The following is a 14,123-nucleotide window of genomic DNA, read 5'->3' on the forward strand; positions in this document are numbered from 1 at the left end:
GCGGGCGGCGCGCAGCGACAAATAATCTGCAGTACGACGGAAAACGAGCGACACGAACAGCATCAAGCGAGGGCATTCAGCATGAACCACGAAGTCATCATCACCTGCGCGGTCACCGGCGCGGGCGACACGGTCGGCAAGCATCCGGCGATTCCGGTCACGCCGAAGGAAATCGCGGCCGCCGCGATCGAAGCGGCGAAGGCCGGCGCGACGGTTGCGCACTGCCACGTGCGCGACCCGCAGACGGGCCGCGGCAGCCGCGACCCGAACCTGTACCGCGAAGTGGTCGACCGGATCCGCTCGGCGGACGTCGACGTGATCATCAACCTGACGGCCGGCATGGGCGGTGATCTGGAGATCGGCCCGGGCGAGGACCCGATGCGCTTCGGCAAGGGCACCGATCTCGTCGGCGGCCTCACGCGCCTCGCGCACGTCGAGGAACTGCTGCCGGAAATCTGCACGCTCGACTGCGGCACGCTGAATTTCGGCGACGGCGACTACATCTACGTATCGACGCCCGCGCAACTGCGCGCCGGCGCGAAACGCATCCAGGAACTCGGCGTGAAGCCGGAACTGGAAATCTTCGATACGGGCCATCTGTGGTTCGCGAAGCAGTTGCTGAAGGAAGGGCTGCTCGACGATCCGCCGCTGTTCCAGCTGTGCCTCGGCATTCCGTGGGGCGCGCCGGCCGACACCGGCACGATGAAGGCGATGGTCGACAACCTGCCGCCGGGCGCGCACTGGGCCGGCTTCGGGATCGGCCGCATGCAGATGCCGATGGTCGCGCAGGCGATGCTGCTCGGCGGTCACGTGCGCGTCGGCCTCGAAGACAACATCTGGCTCGATCGCGGCGTGCATGCGACCAACGGCACGCTCGTCGAGCGTGCGCGGGAAATCGTCGAACGCCTCGGCGGCCGCGTGCTGACGCCGGCCGAAGGGCGGCGCAAGCTCGGCCTGCCGGCGCGCGGCGAGCGTCCGCTCGAACGCCGCGCGGTGACCGAATTCGCGTGAGTTTGCAAGGCTGATTTCGATTCAATGCGGCGGCGCGCACGGGCGCGGTCGCCGTCCGATTTCCCCAGATTTGAAGGATGCGTGACATGGCAGTGAAGACCGACATCAAGACGTTCGCCGCGATCGGCACCGGCGTGATCGGCAGCGGATGGATTTGCCGTGCGCTCGCGCACGGTCTCGACGTGGTCGTGTGGGACCCCGCGCCGGGCGCCGAGGAGCGGTTGCGCGCGAACGTCGCGAATGCGTGGCCCGCGCTCGAACGCGTCGGCCTCGCGCCGGGCGCCGATCCCGCGCGGCTGCGCTTCGAGTCGACGATCGAGGCCTGCGTCGCCGACGCGGACTTCATCCAGGAAAGCGCGCCCGAGCGCGAGTCGCTGAAGCTCGAACTGCACGAACAGATCAGCCGCGCGGCGAAGCCCGACGCGATCATCGCGTCGTCGACGTCGGGGCTGCTGCCAACCGACTTCTACGCGCGTGCGACGCACCCGGAGCGCTGCGTGGTCGGCCATCCGTTCAATCCGGTCTACCTGCTGCCGCTCGTCGAGGTGCTCGGCGGCGCACGCACGTCGCCGGAAGCGGTCGAGGCCGCGATGGCGATCTATCGCAAGCTCGGCATGCGGCCGCTGCACGTGCGCAAGGAGGTGCCGGGCTTCATCGCGGACCGGCTGCTCGAAGCGCTGTGGCGCGAGGCGTTGCATCTCGTCAACGAAGGCGTCGCGACGACCGGCGAGATCGACGATGCGATCCGCTTTGGCGCGGGCATCCGCTGGTCGTTCATGGGCACGTTCCTGACCTACACGCTGGCCGGCGGCGATGCCGGCATGCGACACTTCATGCAGCAGTTCGGCCCCGCGCTCGAACTGCCATGGACGAAGCTGGTCGCGCCGAAACTGACCGACGAACTGATCGACAGCGTCGTCGAAGGCACGAGCGAGCAGCAGGGCACGCGCAGCATCAAGGAACTCGAACGCTATCGCGACGAGTGCATCACCGAGGTGCTGAAGGCGATCGCCGCGGTGAAGGCGCGGCACGGGATGCGATTCGAGGACTGAACGAACATGACCGGCGATACCCCGCTGACGATTTACCACGACGTCGTGCGGCCCGAGTGGGTCGACTACAACGGCCACCTGCGCGACGCGTTCTATCTGCTGATCTTCAGCTTCGCGACCGATGCGCTGCTCGACCGCATCGGTCTCGACGATGCCGCGCGTCGCGAGCGGGGCCGCTCGGTCTACACGCTCGAAGCGCACGTGAACTATCTGCAGGAGATCAAGGAAGGCACGCGCGTGCGCGTCGATGCGCGGGTGTTCGCGCATGACGCGAAGCGGCTGCACCTGTATCTCGAGTTGTTCGCGGACGGCCATGACGGCGCGGTGTCGGCGAGCGAGCAGATGCTGCTGCATGTCGACACGCGCGACGGCGCGAAATCGGCGCCGTTCGACGACGACGTCGCCGCGCGCGTGGCCGAACTGCATGCGTTGCAGCGCGATTGCGCGGCGCCCGCGTATGCGGGGCGCGTGATCGGACTGCCGCCGCGTCGCTAGCGTCGACGTTCAACGTTCAAATTTCAGCGTTCAACCCTCGACCGCGGAGCGCACACGATGCTCGAACCGGAAATCGCGACGTTCGTTGCAGCCGTCGACGCGTGGTATCCGGCCGACGCGGCGGCGCGTTCGCCCGTCGAGCAACGCCGCGTCTACGATCGCTTCGCGGCCGCATGGACGCCCGACGAACTGCCGCCCGGCATCGTGCAGCAGGACGCCGCGTGGCACGCGCCGGACGGCCGCGCCATCGCACTCCGGCGCTACGCGCCTGCGCACGGCGAGCCGCGCGGCACCGTGCTGTTCTTTCATGGCGGCGGCTTCGTCGTCGGCTCGCTCGACAGTCACGCGCTGATCACCGCGCAACTGGCCGCCGACACGGGGCTGGCCGTGATCGCGGTCGACTACCGGCTCGCGCCCGAGCATCGTGCGCCGGCCGCGCTTCAGGATTGCCTGGCCGTCACGCGCGCCGCACGCGACGCAACCCGCTGGCCATTCGGCTCGTGCGCGCGACCGCTAACGCTCGCGGGCGACAGTGCGGGCGGCAATCTCGCGGCGGCCGTCGCGACCGCTCTGCGCGACGCGGGCGAAGGCGGCATCGACGGGATCGCACTCGTGTATCCGATGCTCGGCATCGAACCGCAAGCGCCGGCGCGCGAGACGGAAGCGCACGCGCCGATGCTGACGCTCGACGACGTTCATCGCTATCGCGCGCTGTATTGGGGCGATGCGGATGAAACCGCGCTGAACGACGATCCGCTGCTGCGCGCATCCGTGCCGCTTGCGGCGACACGCTTCGGCGGGCTGCCGCCGGTGCTCGCGATCGGCGCGGAACACGATCCGCTGCGCGACGATGCGCGCGTCTACGTCGAACGCATCCTTGCGGCCGGCGGCGCCGCGCGTTACTGGAGGGGAGAGGGGCTGGTGCACGGCTGCTGGCGCGCGCTCGGAACGAGCCCGCAGGCGGCGCGGATGCACCGGATGATCGGCGGGTTTCTGCTCGCACCACACGCGTAGCGGGCGTTTCCGGGAGGCAACGATGCAGGCAGCGCAACACCGTATCGAGGACTGGCGGACCTTTTCCGCCGACGCGGCCATTGCGGCGGCGACGATCGGCGATGGAGCGGTGGACGTCGAGTGGAGCGACACGCGACGATCGCCGTTTCACTTCGACTGGCTGCGCGACAACTGCGCGTGTTCCGCGTGCGTGCACGCGCTCACGCGCGAACAGGTGTTCGAGATCGCCGACGCGCGCGAGGATCTGTCGGCGCTCGCCGTGCATGTCGAAACCGACGGCGCGCTGCGCGTCGAGTGGAACGACGGACATCGCAGCACCTGGTCGCCGGGATGGTTGCGTGCGCATGCATACGACGATGCGTCGCGCGCGGAACGCCAGGCCGCGCACGGGCGGCACGTATGGGCCGGCGACGATGCGACGGCGATCGGCGTGTTCGCGTGGCGTGACGTGATGGAGGACGACGGCGCGTTGCGCGCGTGGCTTGCCGCGTTGCAGCGCACGGGATTGACGCTCGTCGAGGGCGTGCCGGCCGAACTCGGCCGGGTCGACGAGATCGCGCGTCGTGTCGGCCTGATCCGCGAAAGCAATTTCGGCGTGCTGTTCGATGTCGAATCGAAGCCGCGACCGGACAGCAATGCCTATACGTCGCTCAACCTGCCGCCGCACACCGACTTGCCGACGCGTGAATTGCAGCCGGGCGTGCAGTTCCTGCATTGCCTCGCGAACGACGCAACGGGCGGAGACAGCATCTTCCTCGACGGCTTTGCGCTCGCGCAAGCGCTGCGGCGCGACTACCCGGCCGATTTCGAATACCTTGCCTCGACGCCGTTCGAGTTCTGGAACAAGAGTGCGAACAGCGACTACCGCTGCTCGGCGCCGGTGATCGGCCTCGATGCACGCGGCAACGTGACGGAAGTGCGCGTCGCGAACTTCCTGCGCGGGCCGCTCGATGCGCCGGCCGGATCGGTCGCGGCCGTCTATCGCGCGTACCGGCGGTTTCTCGCGCTCGCGCGCGAGCCGCGTTTCCGGGTGCAGCGCCGCCTGCGGGCGGGTGACATGTGGGCGTTCGACAACCGGCGCGTGCTGCATGCGCGCACCGAGTTCGATCCGTCGACGGGCCGCCGGCATCTGCAGGGCTGCTACGTCGATCGCGACGAACTGCTGTCGCGCTGGCGTGTGCTGTCGCGTGCGGCGCCTGCTGCAACCGCTGGGCGTTGACCGACGCATACGGCAACGCCACGCATACCTCGCCGTGGAAAAAGCGCCCGGACGCAGCGCGCCCGGGCGAAGCCACCCGCTGCCGGGCGGCGGAGGTATGCGTTTCACAAAACAAGACGAGCCCGCATCAGGGGCTCGTCCGGGTACAGCTTCGTCGCGCGATGCGCCCGCTAGGGGCGCGTCGGCTTACTGGCCGAAGAAGATCGAGTCGCGCGCGTTCGACGACGCTGCGGCGACCGGGGCGCCCGAGTGGACGACCGGAACCGGTTGCGCGCCGTAGCCGCTGGCGTCGACACCATGAACACGCGCTTCCGCCGACTGGATGTCGTTCGGGTAGTACGGGCTCGACACGCCCGGCTTGTAGCCGGCTTGTTCGAGCTGGACCAGTTCGTTGCGGACTTGCGCGCGGGTCACGGTGCTTTGCGCGAAAGCGCCGAACGAAGCGGACAGGGCGACAGCGGCAACGACTGCGGAAACGAGCGATTTCATGATGACCTCCGGTGTTTTATTGGGTTCGCTTTCGACACCATGTCTGCAGCGATTGACTAAATGTTAGTCACCGGGTCGTGCAGGGTAAACGCTGATTTTGACGATAGATTGTTTCCGGACTGGTAACAGTGAGCCGTTCAATCATGCTTTCACCAAGCTTTCATTTCTGCAGGTGCAATAAGCATGACAAATGTTGAGGCGAGCGGCGCGTGATTCAACGCACCTCGGTCGCCGGGTCGAACGGCGTGGCGGGCGGGCGACCCGCGGCCACGCCCGAGCTCAGGAAATGCACGCCCGTCGCGGCTTCGGATGCCTCCCACAGCAGCGCGGCGGTCGCCACATCGCGCGCCGCGCGCGGCACGCTCGCGGGCGCCGGCAGGCCGCGCGACTCGAACCAGCCGGACGGTCCGATGTACGAGCCGCCGGTGAGGTCGGGCGACGTCGCCGCGTGAATCGCGGGAAGCGCACCTTGATCGGCCGGTTGCGCGAGATAACGGTTCGCCGCGCGCATCAACGCGGCGCGCGTGGGCGAACTGTCCATCGCGGGGCCCGCGAACTGCAGATTGGTCGCCGCGTAGCCGGGGTGCGCGGCGACGCTGATGCCCGCGAACGCCGCGCGCTGGAAGCGGCGCTGCAGTTCGATCGCGAACACGAGGTTCGCGAGCTTGCTGTCGCAGTAGGCGAGATAACGGTTGTAACCGCGCTCGGCCCGCAGGTCGTCGACGCGGATCCGGCCGCCGCGGTTGAAGCCGCTCGACATCGTCACGACCCGCGCGCGCCGCGCGGCGCGCAGCGCGGGCAGCAGATGCCCGGTCAACGCGAAATGGCCGAGGTGATTGGTGCCGAACTGCATCTCGAAGCCGTCCTGCGTGTGTCGCAGCGGCAGGAACATCACGCCGGCGTTGTTGCAGAGGATGTCGACGCGGCCGTGGCGGTCGGAGACGTCGGCGGCGAAGCGCTGGATCGACGCGAGATCGGCGAGGTCGAGCGGATCGACTTCGACCCGGGCGGCGGGATGGAATCGGCGGATCGCATCGGCAGCCTGCGCGCCGCGCGTGGCATCGCGGCAGCCCATCACGACCGTCGCGCCCTTGGCGGCCAGCGTTTCCGCGATCTGCCAGCCGAGCCCGCTGTTGGCGCCGGTCACGACCGCGACTTTGCCACCTTGCGCCGGGACGTGGCGCGCGCTCCATGCATGCATGTCTGCCTCCATCGGCGTGGCCGGTGCGCCACGACGTGTAATCGTTACATTGAATGCTGTAACGATAGTCCGCGCGGGCGGGGCAGACAAGCGGGGGAACTAGACCGGCGGTTCTAGGCCGGCTTGCGTGTCGCGCGACGGACGTTACCGGCTGCCGGCCAGGGCGAGCACTTCGGCGGCGGAGATCATCGCGGCCGCGTTTGCCGGTGCCGGGCGCTCGGCCGGGCGAAAGACTTCGTCGCCGCGCTGGATGACCTGACGCGACAGCGCGCAGGTGCCGGTGCGCTGCGCGAAGCGGCGGCGCCAGCGCTGTTCGCCGTAGTGACAGCGGCCGGGTTCGACCCAGCGGACGACGAGCAGCGTATCGGAGCGTTCCAGAATTTCGACGTGGACGTCGGCGGGATCGAGCACAGGCAGGGATTTGGAGGCCTTCATTTGCCGTTTCCTAAAGCTCGTGCGGTTTCGCTCGTGGCAGTGGATGTCACTACCCAACGGCGATTCCGTAGCGGTTTCCATGAGTGGTGCGCTAAATGTAAGCGTCTGTGACCGGAAAAAACATCCTGTCTGGCTCAAATTACCTTTTGCCGATTTAGAAACAATCGACGCGCATTTTCTTGAAAAACCAACGACAAAAGCGCCCCGGACGCGAACGCCCGGGGCGGAAAATCGGCCCGCGCCACCATGTCTGCTCGCTCAGTCACGTGGACACCGCGGGGGACGGAGGTGCCCGTCAGGGATCTGCGACGGGCGGGGTGCGGTGGTCCGGGCAGCGCGGTCCGGCAACGCCATGATCGCGCGCGTCCCCCGTTGACACCCTGACGGGAACATGACTTTTTTGTCAGTTTCGCCGCGACGGCGGCGCGACACAGGCGCCCGAGGCCGGCGCAAACCCGCGCCGGCATTGGCTTTGCGGGGCAAGTGATTGCTCTGCGGAATCGGAAAAAGACGGTAACCGAAGTACCTCGCACCGCCTGCCGGCCCGATTTTGCCGTTCGGGAAAATACTGAATCACGCGATCGTGACAAATCCGGAATCTGTTCCTATGATTGGTTGGACCTTTAGTCCTTTGTGCCAATTAGTCGGCTCGCCGGCTTCTACAGGAGTGGTGCTCATGAGATTGCAGGGCAAGCGCGCGCTGGTGACGGCGGCCGGGCAGGGTATCGGCCGCGCGACCGCGCTGCGGTTCGCAAGCGAGGGGGCCGACGTGCTGGCGACCGACATCAACGAAGCCGCGCTCGCGCAACTCGCGGCCGACGCCGAACGCGCGGGCGGCAGGCTGGCCACGCGGCGGCTCGACGTGACCGATGCGGGCGACGTGTCGGCACTCGCCGCGCAGGAGCGTGCGTTCGACGTGCTGTTCAACTGCGCGGGGTTCGTGCACCACGGCTCGATCCTCGATTGCGACGATGCCGCGTGGGCGTTCTCGCTGAACCTCAACGTCACGTCGATGTACCGGCTGATCCGCGCGCTGCTGCCGGCGATGCTGGCAGCGGGCGGCGCGTCGATCATCAACATGGCGTCGGCCGCGTCGAGCGTGAAGGGCGTGCCGAACCGCTTCGTCTACGGCACCACCAAGGCGGCCGTGATCGGCCTGACCAAGTCCGTCGCCGCCGATTTCGTCGAGCAGCGCATCCGCTGCAACGCGATCTGCCCGGGCACGATCGAGTCGCCGTCGCTGGAACAGCGGATCGCCGAGCAGGCGCGCACGCGCCAGGTGTCGACCGACACCGTGCGCGAGGCGTTCGTCGCGCGCCAGCCGATGGGCCGCATCGGCACCGCGGACGAAGTGGCTGCGCTGGCGTTGTATCTCGCGTCGGACGAAGCGTCGTTCACGACCGGCGCGATTCACCTGATCGACGGCGGCTGGTCGAACTGACCGCGTCTAGGCGACCGCGTCTAGCCGACCGCGCCGTTTCATTCACTTTCCGTTTCCTCACACAACATGAAACTGCTGAGATTTGGCGACAAACACCACGAAAAGCCCGGCCTGCTCGATGCGCAGGGAAAGATTCGCGACCTGTCTGGCGTGATCGACGACATCGCCGGCGATGCGCTCACACCCGCGTCGCTCGCGCGGCTGCGTGATATCGACCCGTCGTCGCTGCCGCTCGTCGAAGGCACGCCGCGACTCGGCGCGTGCGTCGGCCGCGTCGGCAAATTCATCTGCATCGGGCTCAACTATTCCGACCACGCGGCCGAATCGGGCATGGAAGTCCCGAAGGAGCCGGTCGTGTTCGGCAAATGGACGAGCGCGATCTCGGGCCCGAACGACGACGTCGAGATTCCGCGCGGCTCGGAGAAGACCGACTGGGAAGTCGAGCTCGGCGTGGTGATCGGCCAGGGCGGCCGCTACATCGACGAGGCCGACGCGCTGTCGCACGTCGCCGGCTACTGCGTGGTGAACGACGTGTCGGAGCGCGAGTACCAGCTCGAGCGCGGCGGCACGTGGGACAAGGGCAAGGGCAACGACACGTTCGGCCCGCTTGGGCCCTGGCTCGTGACGGCCGATGAAGTGCCCGATCCGCACGCGCTGCGGCTGTGGCTCGAGGTGGACGGCCACCGCTACCAGAACGGCACGACCGCGACGATGGTGTTCCGTGTGCCGCATCTGATCAGCTATCTGAGCCGCTTCATGAGCCTGCAGCCGGGCGACGTGATCTCGACCGGCACGCCGCCGGGCGTCGGCCTCGGGCAGAAGCCGCCGGTCTATCTGCGCGCCGGGCAGGTGATCACGCTCGGCATCGACGGGCTCGGCGAGCAGCGCCAGCGCACCGTGCAGGCCTGATTTCCTTTTACGGACCGTTCGTCATGCCTATCATTCGATCGATGCGCGTCCTCGACGTGCGCTTCCCGACCTCGCAGCAGCTCGACGGCTCCGATGCGATGAACCCGGACCCCGACTATTCGGCCGCGTACGTCGTGCTGGAAACCGACCACGACGGGCTCGAAGGCCACGGGCTCACGTTCACCATCGGGCGCGGCAACGAAATCTGCTGCGCGGCGATCGACGCGATGCGTCACCTCGTCGTCGGCCTCGACCTCGACTGGATCCGCGAGGACATGGGCCGCTTCTGGCGGCACGTGACGTCGGACAGCCAGTTGCGCTGGATCGGCCCCGACAAGGGCGCGATCCATCTGGCGACGGGCGCCGTCGTCAACGCGGTGTGGGACCTGTGGGCGAAGGCGGTCGGCAAGCCGCTGTGGCGGCTCGTCGCGGACATGAGCCCCGAGGAAATCGTGCGTGCGATCGATTTCCGCTACCTGACCGACTGCCTGACGCAGGACGAGGCGCTCGAGCTGCTGCGTCGGCAGGCGCCGGGCAAGGCCGCGCGGATCGCGACGCTCGAGCGTGAAGGCTACCCGTGCTACACGACGTCGGCGGGCTGGCTCGGCTACAGCGACGACAAGTTGCGCCGGCTGTGCCGTGAGGCGGTGGACGCCGGTTTCGACTACGTGAAGCTGAAGGTGGGCGCGAACCTGGAGGACGACATCCGTCGCGTGACGATCGCGCGCGAGGTGATCGGCCCGGACCGCAAGCTGATGATCGACGCGAACCAGGTGTGGGAAGTCGACGAGGCGATCGACTGGGTGCGCGAGCTGGCCTTCGCGAAACCGTGGTTCATCGAGGAGCCGACGAGCCCCGACGACGTCGAAGGGCATCGCAAGATCCGCGAGGCGATCGCGCCGGTGCAGGTTGCGACCGGCGAGATGTGCCAGAACCGCGTGCTGTTCAAGCAGTTCATCGCGCGCGGCGCGATCGACGTCGTGCAGATCGACGCATGTCGGCTCGGCGGCGTGAACGAGATTCTCGCGGTGATGCTGCTGGCCGCGAAGTACGGGCTGGCGGTGTGTCCGCATGCGGGCGGCGTCGGGCTGTGCGAATACGTGCAACATCTGTCGATGATCGACTACGTGTGCATTTCCGGCACGAAGGAAGGGCGCGTGACCGAATACGTCGATCATCTGCACGAGCATTTCGTCGAACCGTGCGTCGTGCGCGGCGCGGCGTACATGCCGCCGACGGCGCCCGGCTTTTCGATCGAGATGAAGCCCGAATCGCTGGAACGGTATCGATTCCGCGGCTGAAGCGCGTGGCATGCGGCATGCGGCACGAGAACGCACGATGCACCGCGCGCGGCCCGCGCGGCGACAACATGAACGACGGAGACGCGAAGTGGATTTGAATCTGCAAGACAAGATCGTGATCGTGACGGGCGGCGCGTCGGGCATCGGCGCTGCGATCTCGATGCGGCTGGCCGGCGAAGGTGCGATTCCGGTGGTATTCGCGCGCCACACGCCGGACGACGGCTTCTGGCGCGAACTCACGCGCAAGCAGCCGCGTGCCGCGTGCATGTCCGTCGAACTGCAGGACGACGCGCAGTGCCGCGACGCGGTCGCGCAAACCATCGCGCGCTTTGGCTGCATCGACGGCCTCGTCAACAACGCGGGCATCAACGACAGCGTCGGGCTCGATGCCGGGCGCGACGCGTTCGTCGCATCGCTCGAACGCAACCTGGTCCACTACTACGTGATGGCGCATTACTGCGTGCCGCACCTGAAGGCGACGCGCGGCGCGATCGTCAACATCTCGTCGAAGACGGCCGTCACCGGGCAGGGCAACACGAGCGGCTATTGCGCATCGAAGGGCGCGCAACTCGCGCTGACGCGCGAATGGGCCGTCGCATTGCGCGACGACGGCGTGCGCGTGAACGCCGTGATTCCGGCCGAGGTGATGACGCCGCTCTACCAGACCTGGATCGCCGGTTTCGACGATCCCGAAGCGAAGCTCGCGGAAATCGCCGGCAAGGTGCCGCTCGGCAAGCGCTTCACGACTGCCGACGAGATCGCCGACACGGCCGTGTTCCTGCTGTCGGACCGCGCGTCGCACACGACGGGCCAGTGGCTGTTCGTCGACGGCGGCTATACGCATCTCGATCGCGCGATCGGCTGAGGGCATCGAGTCATGCAACCCGATCTGAACCCGACCGCCGCACCCGCCGCGCTGATTGCGCTGACCGGCATCGGCAAGCGCTTTCCGGGCGTGCAGGCGCTCGACGATTGCCGGTTCGACCTGCATGCCGGCGAAGTCCACGCGCTGATGGGCGAGAACGGCGCCGGCAAGTCGACGCTGATGAAGATTCTCGCCGGTGTCTATCAGAAGGACGAAGGCGAGATCCGGATGGACGGCCGCGCGGTGGAGATCGACGATCCGCGCGCCGCGCAGGCGCTCGGCATCGGCATCATCCATCAGGAACTGAACCTGATGAACCACCTGAGCGTCGCGCAGAACATTTTCATCGGGCGCGAGCCGCGCGGCCGCTTCGGCGTGTTCGTCGACGAGGACCAGCTCAACCGCGACGCGGCCGCGATCTTCGCGCGGATGCGGCTCGATCTCGATCCGCGCACGCCGGTCGGCCGGCTGACGGTCGCGAAGCAGCAGATGGTCGAGATCGCGAAGGCGCTGTCGTTCGACTCGCGCGTGCTGATCATGGACGAGCCGACCGCCGCGCTGAACAACGCGGAGATCGCCGAGCTGTTCCGCATCATCGGCGACCTGCGCGCGCACGGTGTCGGTATCGTCTACATCTCGCACAAGATGGACGAACTGCGCCAGATCGCCGATCGCGTGACGGTGATGCGCGACGGCAAGTACGTCGCGACCATGCCGATGGCGGACACGTCGATGGACGCGATCATCGCGATGATGGTCGGCCGCCAGCTCGATACGACGTTCCGCACGCCGCCCGATACGTCGGCCAACGAGGTCGCGCTCGAAGTGCGCGGGCTGTCGCGCGGCCGCGCGATCCGCGACGTCGGCTTCACGGTGCGGCGCGGCGAGATTCTCGGCTTCGCGGGGTTGATGGGCGCGGGCCGCACCGAGGTCGCGCGCGCGGTGTTCGGCGCGGATCCGGTCGACGCGGGCGAGATTCGCGTGCACGGCAAGACCGTGACGATCCGCACGCCGGCCGACGCGGTCGCGCACGGGATCGGTTATCTGTCGGAGGACCGCAAGCACTTCGGGCTCGCGGTCGGGATGGACGTGCAGAACAACATCGCGCTGTCGAGCATGCAGCGCTTCGTGCGCCGCGGCATGTTCCTCGATGCGCGCGGGATGCGCGACACCGCGCAGTCGTACGTGCGGCAGCTCGCGATCCGCACGCCGTCGGTCGCGCAGCCGGCGCGCCTCCTGTCGGGCGGCAACCAGCAGAAGATCGTGATCGCGAAGTGGCTGCTGCGCGACTGCGACATCCTGTTCTTCGACGAGCCGACGCGCGGCATCGACGTCGGCGCGAAAAGCGAGATCTACAAGCTGCTCGACGCGCTCGCCGCCGACGGCAAGGCGATCGTGATGATCTCGTCGGAGTTGCCCGAGGTGCTGCGCATGAGCCACCGGATTCTCGTGATGTGCGAAGGGCGCGTGACCGGCGAGTTGCGCGCGGCCGACGCCACGCAGGAAAAGATCATGCAGCTCGCGACGCAGCGCGAGTCGACCGTATTGTCCTGATTCAGACGCCGATCCTTAGGCTTACAGACCATGTCCAACGATACGCATCCCGTCCCGCCCCTTGCTTCCGGCGACACGCCGGCCGCCGCATCGAGCCTGAAGTCGCGCTTCTTCAACCCGGCCGCGCGGCAGAAGCTGCTCGCGTTCGCGAGCCTCGTGCTGCTGATCGTGTTCTTCAGCTTCGCGTCGTCGAACTTCCTCGAAGTCGACAACCTCGTGGCGATCCTGCAGGCCACCGCCGTGAACGGCGTGCTGGCCGTCGCGTGTACCTACGTGATCATCACGTCGGGCATCGACCTGTCGGTCGGCACGCTGATGACGTTCTGCGCGGTGATGGCCGGCGTCGTGCTGACGAACTGGGGCATGCCGCTGCCGCTCGGCATCCTGGCCGCGCTGTGCTTCGGCGCGCTGTCGGGCAGCGTGTCGGGCTTCGTGATCGCGAAGATGAAGGTGCCGCCGTTCATCGCGACGCTCGGGATGATGATGCTGCTCAAGGGGTTGTCGCTCGTGATCTCGGGCACGCGGCCGATCTACTTCAACGACACGCCGGGCTTCACGTCGATCGCGCAGGATTCGCTGATCGGCAGCCTGATTCCCGCGCTGCCGATTCCGAACGCGGTGCTGATCCTGTTCCTCGTTGCGGTCGGCGCGTCGATCGTGCTGAACCGGACCATCTTCGGCCGCTACACGTTCGCGCTCGGCAGCAACGAGGAAGCGCTGCGCCTGTCCGGCGTGAACGTCGACGCGTGGAAGATCGCCGTCTACACGTTCAGCGGCGCGGTGTGCGGGATCGCCGGGCTCCTGATCGCGTCGCGGCTGAATTCCGCGCAGCCCGCGCTCGGGCAGGGCTACGAGCTCGATGCGATCGCGGCCGTCGTGATCGGCGGCACATCGCTGTCGGGCGGCGCGGGCAGCATCGTCGGCACCATCATCGGCGCGTTCATCATGAGCGTGCTGACCAACGGCCTGCGCATCATGTCGGTCGCGCAGGAATGGCAGACGGTCGTCACGGGCGTGATCATCATCCTCGCCGTCTACGTGGACATCCTGCGCCGGCGCCGCCGCTGACGCACGCACGAACACACATGTGCTTCACCGCCGGCCCGTCCGGCATTTCAGTCGATACCAACCAAGGAG

General features: G+C 67.5%; 14 protein-coding genes. 11 read left to right on the top strand and 3 right to left on the bottom strand.

Annotated elements, in window-relative coordinates:
* Window positions 1-81 precede the first annotated feature (81 nt).
* The 5 genes from HWX25_RS13505 (at window position 82) to HWX25_RS13525 (ending at window position 4,791) form a co-directional block, all read left to right on the top strand.
* A complete protein-coding gene (locus tag HWX25_RS13505) occupies window positions 82-1,011 on the top strand; it encodes a 3-keto-5-aminohexanoate cleavage protein (protein ID WP_059534240.1) in 930 nt (309 codons plus the stop codon).
* An 86-nt stretch (window positions 1,012-1,097) separates the two neighbouring features.
* Entirely contained in the window at window positions 1,098-2,063 is a 966-nt protein-coding gene (locus HWX25_RS13510; RefSeq protein WP_175908802.1) for an L-carnitine dehydrogenase, read from the top strand.
* A 6-nt stretch (window positions 2,064-2,069) separates the two neighbouring features.
* On the top strand, window positions 2,070-2,558 hold the full coding sequence (locus HWX25_RS13515) for a thioesterase family protein (protein WP_059819522.1): 489 nt from the start codon (window positions 2,070-2,072) through the stop codon (window positions 2,556-2,558).
* A 57-nt stretch (window positions 2,559-2,615) separates the two neighbouring features.
* On the top strand, window positions 2,616-3,572 hold the full coding sequence (locus tag HWX25_RS13520; RefSeq protein WP_175908803.1) for an alpha/beta hydrolase: 957 nt from the start codon (window positions 2,616-2,618) through the stop codon (window positions 3,570-3,572).
* 22 nt (window positions 3,573-3,594) lie between these two features.
* Window positions 3,595-4,791 carry a TauD/TfdA family dioxygenase gene (locus HWX25_RS13525; protein ID WP_175908804.1) on the top strand — a complete coding sequence of 399 codons (1,197 nt, stop codon included), beginning with the start codon at window positions 3,595-3,597 and terminating at the stop codon, window positions 4,789-4,791.
* Window positions 4,792-4,977: 186 nt separating this feature from the next.
* Here HWX25_RS13525 and HWX25_RS13530 read toward each other — a convergent pair whose 3' ends face one another.
* The 3 genes from HWX25_RS13530 to HWX25_RS13540 form a co-directional block, all read right to left on the bottom strand.
* Window positions 4,978-5,280, bottom strand: a complete 303-nt coding sequence (locus HWX25_RS13530; protein WP_175908805.1) for a DUF4148 domain-containing protein — start codon at window positions 5,278-5,280, stop codon at window positions 4,978-4,980.
* A 214-nt stretch (window positions 5,281-5,494) separates the two neighbouring features.
* The gene (locus HWX25_RS13535) at window positions 5,495-6,481 is read right to left on the bottom strand and encodes an oxidoreductase (RefSeq protein WP_175908806.1); all 987 of its coding nucleotides are present in this window, start codon (window positions 6,479-6,481) and stop codon (window positions 5,495-5,497) included.
* A 144-nt stretch (window positions 6,482-6,625) separates the two neighbouring features.
* The gene (locus HWX25_RS13540) at window positions 6,626-6,916 is read right to left on the bottom strand and encodes a DUF3331 domain-containing protein (RefSeq protein WP_044847789.1); all 291 of its coding nucleotides are present in this window, start codon (window positions 6,914-6,916) and stop codon (window positions 6,626-6,628) included.
* A 676-nt stretch (window positions 6,917-7,592) separates the two neighbouring features.
* Here HWX25_RS13540 and HWX25_RS13545 point away from each other — a divergent pair.
* The 6 genes from HWX25_RS13545 (at window position 7,593) to HWX25_RS13570 (ending at window position 14,054) form a co-directional block, all read left to right on the top strand.
* Complete coding sequence (locus HWX25_RS13545; RefSeq protein WP_059534356.1) at window positions 7,593-8,357, top strand: SDR family oxidoreductase; 765 nt, start codon at window positions 7,593-7,595, stop codon at window positions 8,355-8,357.
* A 66-nt stretch (window positions 8,358-8,423) separates the two neighbouring features.
* Window positions 8,424-9,266 (top strand): ureidoglycolate lyase, encoded by an 843-nt coding sequence (locus HWX25_RS13550; protein WP_059534249.1) that lies wholly within the window; start codon window positions 8,424-8,426, stop codon window positions 9,264-9,266.
* Window positions 9,267-9,289: 23 nt separating this feature from the next.
* Window positions 9,290-10,567 (top strand): L-fuconate dehydratase, encoded by a 1,278-nt coding sequence (locus tag HWX25_RS13555; protein ID WP_175908807.1) that lies wholly within the window; start codon window positions 9,290-9,292, stop codon window positions 10,565-10,567.
* An 88-nt stretch (window positions 10,568-10,655) separates the two neighbouring features.
* A complete protein-coding gene (locus tag HWX25_RS13560) occupies window positions 10,656-11,432 on the top strand; it encodes an SDR family oxidoreductase (protein ID WP_175908808.1) in 777 nt (258 codons plus the stop codon).
* A gap of 12 nt (window positions 11,433-11,444) precedes the next feature.
* Window positions 11,445-12,986 (top strand): sugar ABC transporter ATP-binding protein, encoded by a 1,542-nt coding sequence (locus HWX25_RS13565; protein ID WP_059702311.1) that lies wholly within the window; start codon window positions 11,445-11,447, stop codon window positions 12,984-12,986.
* Between the two features lie 30 nt (window positions 12,987-13,016).
* A complete protein-coding gene (locus HWX25_RS13570) occupies window positions 13,017-14,054 on the top strand; it encodes an ABC transporter permease (RefSeq protein WP_059534257.1) in 1,038 nt (345 codons plus the stop codon).
* Window positions 14,055-14,123 lie beyond the last annotated feature (69 nt).

Source organism: Burkholderia sp. BCC1640, from assembly GCF_902833125.1.
Classification (GTDB): Bacteria; Pseudomonadota; Gammaproteobacteria; order Burkholderiales; family Burkholderiaceae; genus Burkholderia; species Burkholderia diffusa.

Excerpts from the sequence above, each read along its gene's own strand:
- HWX25_RS13550 (WP_059534249.1), top strand. The coding sequence starts at position 8,424 with ATGAAACTGCTGAGATTTGGCGACAAACACCACGAAAAGCCCGGCCTG.
- HWX25_RS13530 (WP_175908805.1), bottom strand. The coding sequence starts at position 5,280 with ATGAAATCGCTCGTTTCCGCAGTCGTTGCCGCTGTCGCCCTGTCCGCT.
- HWX25_RS13505 (WP_059534240.1), top strand. The coding sequence starts at position 82 with ATGAACCACGAAGTCATCATCACCTGCGCGGTCACCGGCGCGGGCGAC.
- HWX25_RS13510 (WP_175908802.1), top strand. The coding sequence starts at position 1,098 with ATGGCAGTGAAGACCGACATCAAGACGTTCGCCGCGATCGGCACCGGC.
- HWX25_RS13525 (WP_175908804.1), top strand. The coding sequence starts at position 3,595 with ATGCAGGCAGCGCAACACCGTATCGAGGACTGGCGGACCTTTTCCGCC.
- HWX25_RS13535 (WP_175908806.1), bottom strand. The coding sequence starts at position 6,481 with ATGCATGCATGGAGCGCGCGCCACGTCCCGGCGCAAGGTGGCAAAGTC.
- HWX25_RS13565 (WP_059702311.1), top strand. The coding sequence starts at position 11,445 with ATGCAACCCGATCTGAACCCGACCGCCGCACCCGCCGCGCTGATTGCG.
- HWX25_RS13515 (WP_059819522.1), top strand. The coding sequence starts at position 2,070 with ATGACCGGCGATACCCCGCTGACGATTTACCACGACGTCGTGCGGCCC.
- HWX25_RS13570 (WP_059534257.1), top strand. The coding sequence starts at position 13,017 with ATGTCCAACGATACGCATCCCGTCCCGCCCCTTGCTTCCGGCGACACG.
- HWX25_RS13540 (WP_044847789.1), bottom strand. The coding sequence starts at position 6,916 with ATGAAGGCCTCCAAATCCCTGCCTGTGCTCGATCCCGCCGACGTCCAC.
- HWX25_RS13520 (WP_175908803.1), top strand. The coding sequence starts at position 2,616 with ATGCTCGAACCGGAAATCGCGACGTTCGTTGCAGCCGTCGACGCGTGG.
- HWX25_RS13555 (WP_175908807.1), top strand. The coding sequence starts at position 9,290 with ATGCCTATCATTCGATCGATGCGCGTCCTCGACGTGCGCTTCCCGACC.
- HWX25_RS13545 (WP_059534356.1), top strand. The coding sequence starts at position 7,593 with ATGAGATTGCAGGGCAAGCGCGCGCTGGTGACGGCGGCCGGGCAGGGT.